This is a genomic window from Bacillus sp. B2-WWTP-C-10-Post-4, from assembly GCF_009183805.1.
GTDB lineage: Bacteria > Bacillota > Bacilli > Bacillales > Bacillaceae_G > Bacillus_A > Bacillus_A cereus.
Map to the genome: position 1 here is coordinate 1 of NZ_WEII01000185.1, position 4,914 is coordinate 4,914.

A 4,914-nucleotide genomic window follows, 5' to 3' on the forward strand; every position below is an offset into this window, starting at 1 on the left:
ACTATTACTATTTAATAAAGTTGTATTCTTTATTAAATAGAAGTATCGTTTATAAAAATTGTACTGTTTTCAGTCCTTTTTATTTTCAATTTAATGTGATATATTCATAACATAAAGAGCGAAATATATCACATGGAGGTTTTTATGAAAAATAAATTGTCTTATTTAGGATTTCTCGGTTTTTTGGGTTTTTTAGGTCCGTTTACACTTTTAGGCAATATTTCATGGGCATATTATTTTTTCGGTTTCTTTTTCTTTTTCGCATATGCAAAAGTAGTACCAGATGAGCTTTTTATGCTACATGTTCGTATCGCTGCTACAAGGGCTTTTTTCGTAGCAGTAGTACTAGGAAGTATACTACTTTTGAGTGTTTTTATATTAGAAAATTTACATATAATTCGGTTATTCGTTATAATTTCATTTTTCATACCTTTAGGCACATTTATAATTAATTTAGAAATATTTGAGCGCAGAGAAAAGAAAGGAATGCAAGATGCCACTTAAGACTAGAATGAAAGAATATAGAGTAAAGCTAAATATGTCGCAAGAAGATTTAGCCAAGGAGGTTGGTGTTAGAAGAGAAACAATTGGCAATCTCGAAAATGGAAAATATAATCCTTCCTTCAAACTTACTTATGATATTGCGAAGGTTTTAAAAGCACCTCTTGAAGTTCTGTTTTGGTTTGAAGAATAGTTCATGTATGAGTAAATGATTATGATAGATATGTTCATGAGCTTTGAACAATCTTTTTTATAAAAACTAAATGCAGATTTCTAACAAAAGACTCCATTTTGATTAAACCTTTTTCAAAGTGGAGTCTTTTTGTTTACCATAAACTATGGGTTTGTGGTTTTTTGTTTAAATTTCATTACAAATCAACATCAATTTGCGAATACCTTGTTTGTAGATAAAAGAGAGCTGCAAACATCTGTATGCAATATATATAAGGTGCCAATTGTAATGTTAATAATGGAGATTGATAGCTCCTCTACGTTCACTTTTATAGAAGAGGGGAGATGAAATAAGCTAAGATACAGCTGTTTTAGTAAATTTGCTTCATTTTAAAATAAGCTTGAATGAAGGAGACACTTTGCTAAATACACTATGTTGTTCATTTCCTTCTTGACTCATCCTTGCTTGATAAGTTGAAAATCCTTTATACGTTTTTCTTTTCCATTGCCATAAGCCATTACTTTGATCGAATTCACCATAGTAATGATTGTAATCCAATTTGTTCCCAGTGTTTTTATTAAAATTATTGCTGATAAAAATACGGCTGTTACTAGCATAGATTTGGTTATTGGTAATTACATTGTTCCGGGTATCGTAATTTAATTCGATTTGGCCACTCTCTTGATCTTTTGTATCATTTTTATAAATTACATTGTTCGTAATTGTGTTATTTTCAGCATATCCTTGCTGACTATCATATCCACCAATTGCAATGCCACTCATAATATTATTGGATATCGTATTGTCTCTAACGGTAATTTGGCTTGCGCTTTTTCCTGCATGTTCGCTTGCCACCTCAATACCAAGGTCGTTTTCATAGCTTTGATTTTGCTCAATGATAATTTCCTTACCGCCATCCACGTAAATACCATCAGCTGAATATTCATTATAACTAGTATTATTAATGGATGAATTGTGATGGACAATGTTATTACGAACAACTCCATTCCGTGCTTGATCTAAAGCAGCTACTGAAGATACGCCTTCATGTCCAATCAGAACAATTCCGATGTTGTTGTTATCATGTACTTTGTTATTGGTAACTTCAAAGGAATCTACATTCCCATTCACAGCAATGGCTTCACTTAATCCTAATTTCAAATTAGCTACTTCGTTATTATCAATCACAATATGATTTAGATTATTTTGTGCACTAGATGAAGTACCGTATACAGCAATACCGTGTGCGTTTCCATCCTTTACATTCGCTTCAATGTGATGGATATAATTATTTCTAATATCAATATAACTTCCTGTTCCAGTGATATAAATACCAATAGGGGTTTCGTTAACTTTCGTTGACTTTAAGTTACGAAATTCTAATCCATTTACTTGAATATAGTTTTTGTCTTCTATTGTAAATAACCCATCATCTTCTAACTTGACATTAGAACCATCAAGAATGACTTTTTCATCTTGGTAATTTTGAAAAGTAATGGGTGCGCCTGAGGCACCAGAATGAGTGACACGAACTTTTTGGTTATAAACTCCGCCTCTTATGTAGATTGTACTTCCTTCTTTAGCGACGTTAGCAGCTTTTTGAATGGTAGCAAAAGGTTGATCTAATGTACCGGGATTGAGGTCATTTCCTGTTAGAGATACATAGTAATTTGTAACAGAAATTACATTGTCATTGGATTGTGCAAAGGTAGAGGCAGGGAGTATGAAAATTAACATACTGAAAGAAAGGATAAAGATAAAAAGTGATTTTTTTAATGGGGGAAATATTGTTTGATATTTCATCATGATCCTCCTTCTTTATTAAGCATTCCTTCTCAACTATATAATTCAAACAGACGATTTATATCTTGTACTAATAAAAAAAGACCCAGTAATGTATTCTGGATTAAGAAACACCAACTCCTATGGTCTACGTCTTCTATCTGAAACTAAATTTTTAATAATTCATGGTTTTTCGTATAAAATCAAATCATATATACGTGTACTTAAAGAAATATGGATATTAAAATCGGTAGACGAGGGAATGAGAGATACTGATACTAATTTTAAGGAAAGTTATTCAAAATATGTTTTCTATTCAATTAAAGCTTCCCTGTGTATCATGTTAACTGTTGTACTAATTGGATTGGTAAGATTAACAGATAATTATTTAAAGTGGGGGTAGTTCAATAAATCTGAAATTAACATTGTTTAATATAAGTATTCAAAAAAGTTTATCAAGTTTTAATATTCGAAAAATCATTTATATAAACAAGTATGTTGTGGTAACATTTAACAAAAGGGGGTAGCGTATATGAATGTTGAAATTATGTCTAAAGAAGAAATCACAAAATTATTAAACGACTGGTATCAAGCTATAATTTCACTACGTGTATTACAGTCTAATAAAATAAAAGAAGAGATTGCAGATAAAATCAATAATATTAAGGAAGACCAAACAATATTAGTCTACTATGCTTTATTGAATGCACGGTATAATCTGCTAATTCGTGATATGGATAGTTCAAAAGATATTTTGGATAAAATTGAGCCATTACAAGAGTCTACAGAAACATTTTTAGAGTACTATCATCATTTATTTAAAGCAATTTATGCTACTAATACAGCAAACCATAGTGAAGCAAGAATGCAATTTGAAGAAGCTGAAAAGTATTTAGAGTACATGCATGATGAAATCGAAAAAGCTGAATTTAATTATTGGCTTGCAGTTCATTACTATCACATATTGAAACCAATCCTAGCAGTTCAATTTGCTACGAAGGCAAATGAAGTATTTTCAATTAGTCCAGGGTATGAATTAAAAACTGCAGCATGCTTAAATACTTTAGGGATGGCACACATTCGACTAAATGAATTCGAAAGTGCAGAGGAATATTTACTTTCAGCATTGGGTACTTTCCAAAAATCTCATGACGAAAGTCTTACTAAACGTGTAAAGCACAATTTAGGACTTTTATATGCAAGTCAAAACATGTCAGAGTTAGCAATTAAGCATTTAGAGGAATCACTAGAAAACAACGCTAAAACGATGTTTCTTTTAGCAAGAGAACATTTTAAGTTAGGTCATAATCATAATGGTAATGAATATATTGAGAATGGCTATAAGATTAGTGACTTATGTTATCGTCATCATTTTCAAATTTTAAAAGCAGTACATAACTATGCACCACAAGAAGAATTAGAAAAGGTGGTCATGGAAGGTATTTCGTATTTTGAAAAAGAAGAATTATATGATTGGGTAAAAGAATATGCTTATCTTTTAGGTAATATATTCTATGGTTCAGAAAATCACGAAAAAGCCAGCAAGTATTTACACATCGCTTTAGATGCAGACAAAAAGAGTATAGAAAGAAGGGCGCTAAAATGAAAAAAGCAATCTTATTAATGATGATGTTATCCGCTGTTTTTACTTTTGGTCTTACTAATGTAAAAGACGTATCACAAAATGAAACTATTGAAGTGTTTATGGATCATGGAGAGCATATTTAATTATCTAAAAAAAGAGGGAGCTGCGAGCACCCTCTTTTTTAATTATGAACATATTAATTTAGAAATAACATAAGTAGCAGTAGGAATGAAAAATATAAGGGATAATGTTCCATAGTACCAAATACAGTCTGATTTACATTCTTAAATACCAAACCATACATTCTTCTTTACACCCAATGCTTTTAAGGGTGGAGTTGCGGCTAGAACGATTGAACCGCTTCTATTTACATCACTGACTACTGCTAATTTTGTGTGCATAGGGTCTAATCCCTTTACTTGAATATAATTTTTGTCTTCTATTGTAAATAATCCATCATCTTCTAATTTGACCTTAGAACCATCGAGAATGACTTTTTCATCCTGGTAATTTTGAAAAGTAATGGGTGCGCCTGAGGCACCAGAACGAGCGACACGAACCTTTTGGTTATAAACTCCGCCTCTTATGTAGATTGTACTTCCTTCTTTAGCGACGTTAGCAGCTTTTTGAATGGTAGCGAAAGGTTGATCTAATGTGCCGGGATTGAGGTCATTTCCTGTTGGAGATACATAGTAATTTGTAACAGGATTTGTTTTGTTATTGGATTTCGCCAAGGTAGAGGCAGGGAGTATGAAAATTAACATACTGAAAGAAAAGATAAAGATAAAAAGCGATTTTTTTAATGAGGGAAATATTGTTTGATATTTCATCATGATCCTCTTTCTTTATTAAGCATTCCTTCTCAACTATATAG

Annotated in this window: 5 protein-coding genes and 1 pseudogene; 4 read left to right on the forward strand and 2 right to left on the reverse strand. The window is 31.5% G+C overall.

What is annotated here, in order from left to right; genetic code table 11:
* Positions 1–144: 144 nt before the first annotated feature.
* Entirely contained in the window at positions 145–504 is a 360-nt protein-coding gene (locus GBN78_RS28430) for a DUF3796 domain-containing protein (RefSeq protein WP_074642482.1), read from the forward strand.
* Entirely contained in the window at positions 494–694 is a 201-nt protein-coding gene (locus GBN78_RS28435) for a helix-turn-helix transcriptional regulator (protein ID WP_001128812.1), read from the forward strand. Before GBN78_RS28430 ends, GBN78_RS28435 begins: the two co-directional genes overlap by 11 nt.
* A 363-nt stretch (positions 695–1,057) precedes the next feature.
* On the opposite strand, the gene GBN78_RS28445 is transcribed toward GBN78_RS28435, so the two are convergent.
* Entirely contained in the window at positions 1,058–2,476 is a 1,419-nt protein-coding gene (locus GBN78_RS28445) for a right-handed parallel beta-helix repeat-containing protein (protein ID WP_152127964.1), read from the reverse strand.
* Between the two features lie 511 nt (positions 2,477–2,987).
* Between GBN78_RS28445 and GBN78_RS28450 the strand changes: the two genes are divergently transcribed.
* The gene (locus GBN78_RS28450) at positions 2,988–4,061 is read left to right on the forward strand and encodes a response regulator aspartate phosphatase (RefSeq protein WP_152127965.1); all 1,074 of its coding nucleotides are present in this window, start codon (positions 2,988–2,990) and stop codon (positions 4,059–4,061) included.
* Entirely contained in the window at positions 4,058–4,183 is a 126-nt protein-coding gene (locus GBN78_RS28455; RefSeq protein WP_000709205.1) for a hypothetical protein, read from the forward strand. Before GBN78_RS28450 ends, GBN78_RS28455 begins: the two co-directional genes overlap by 4 nt.
* Before the next feature lie 228 nt (positions 4,184–4,411).
* Here GBN78_RS28455 and GBN78_RS28460 read toward each other — a convergent pair.
* Positions 4,412–4,870 (reverse strand): annotated as a pseudogene (locus GBN78_RS28460) (right-handed parallel beta-helix repeat-containing protein); the annotation flags it as partial.
* Positions 4,871–4,914 lie beyond the last annotated feature (44 nt).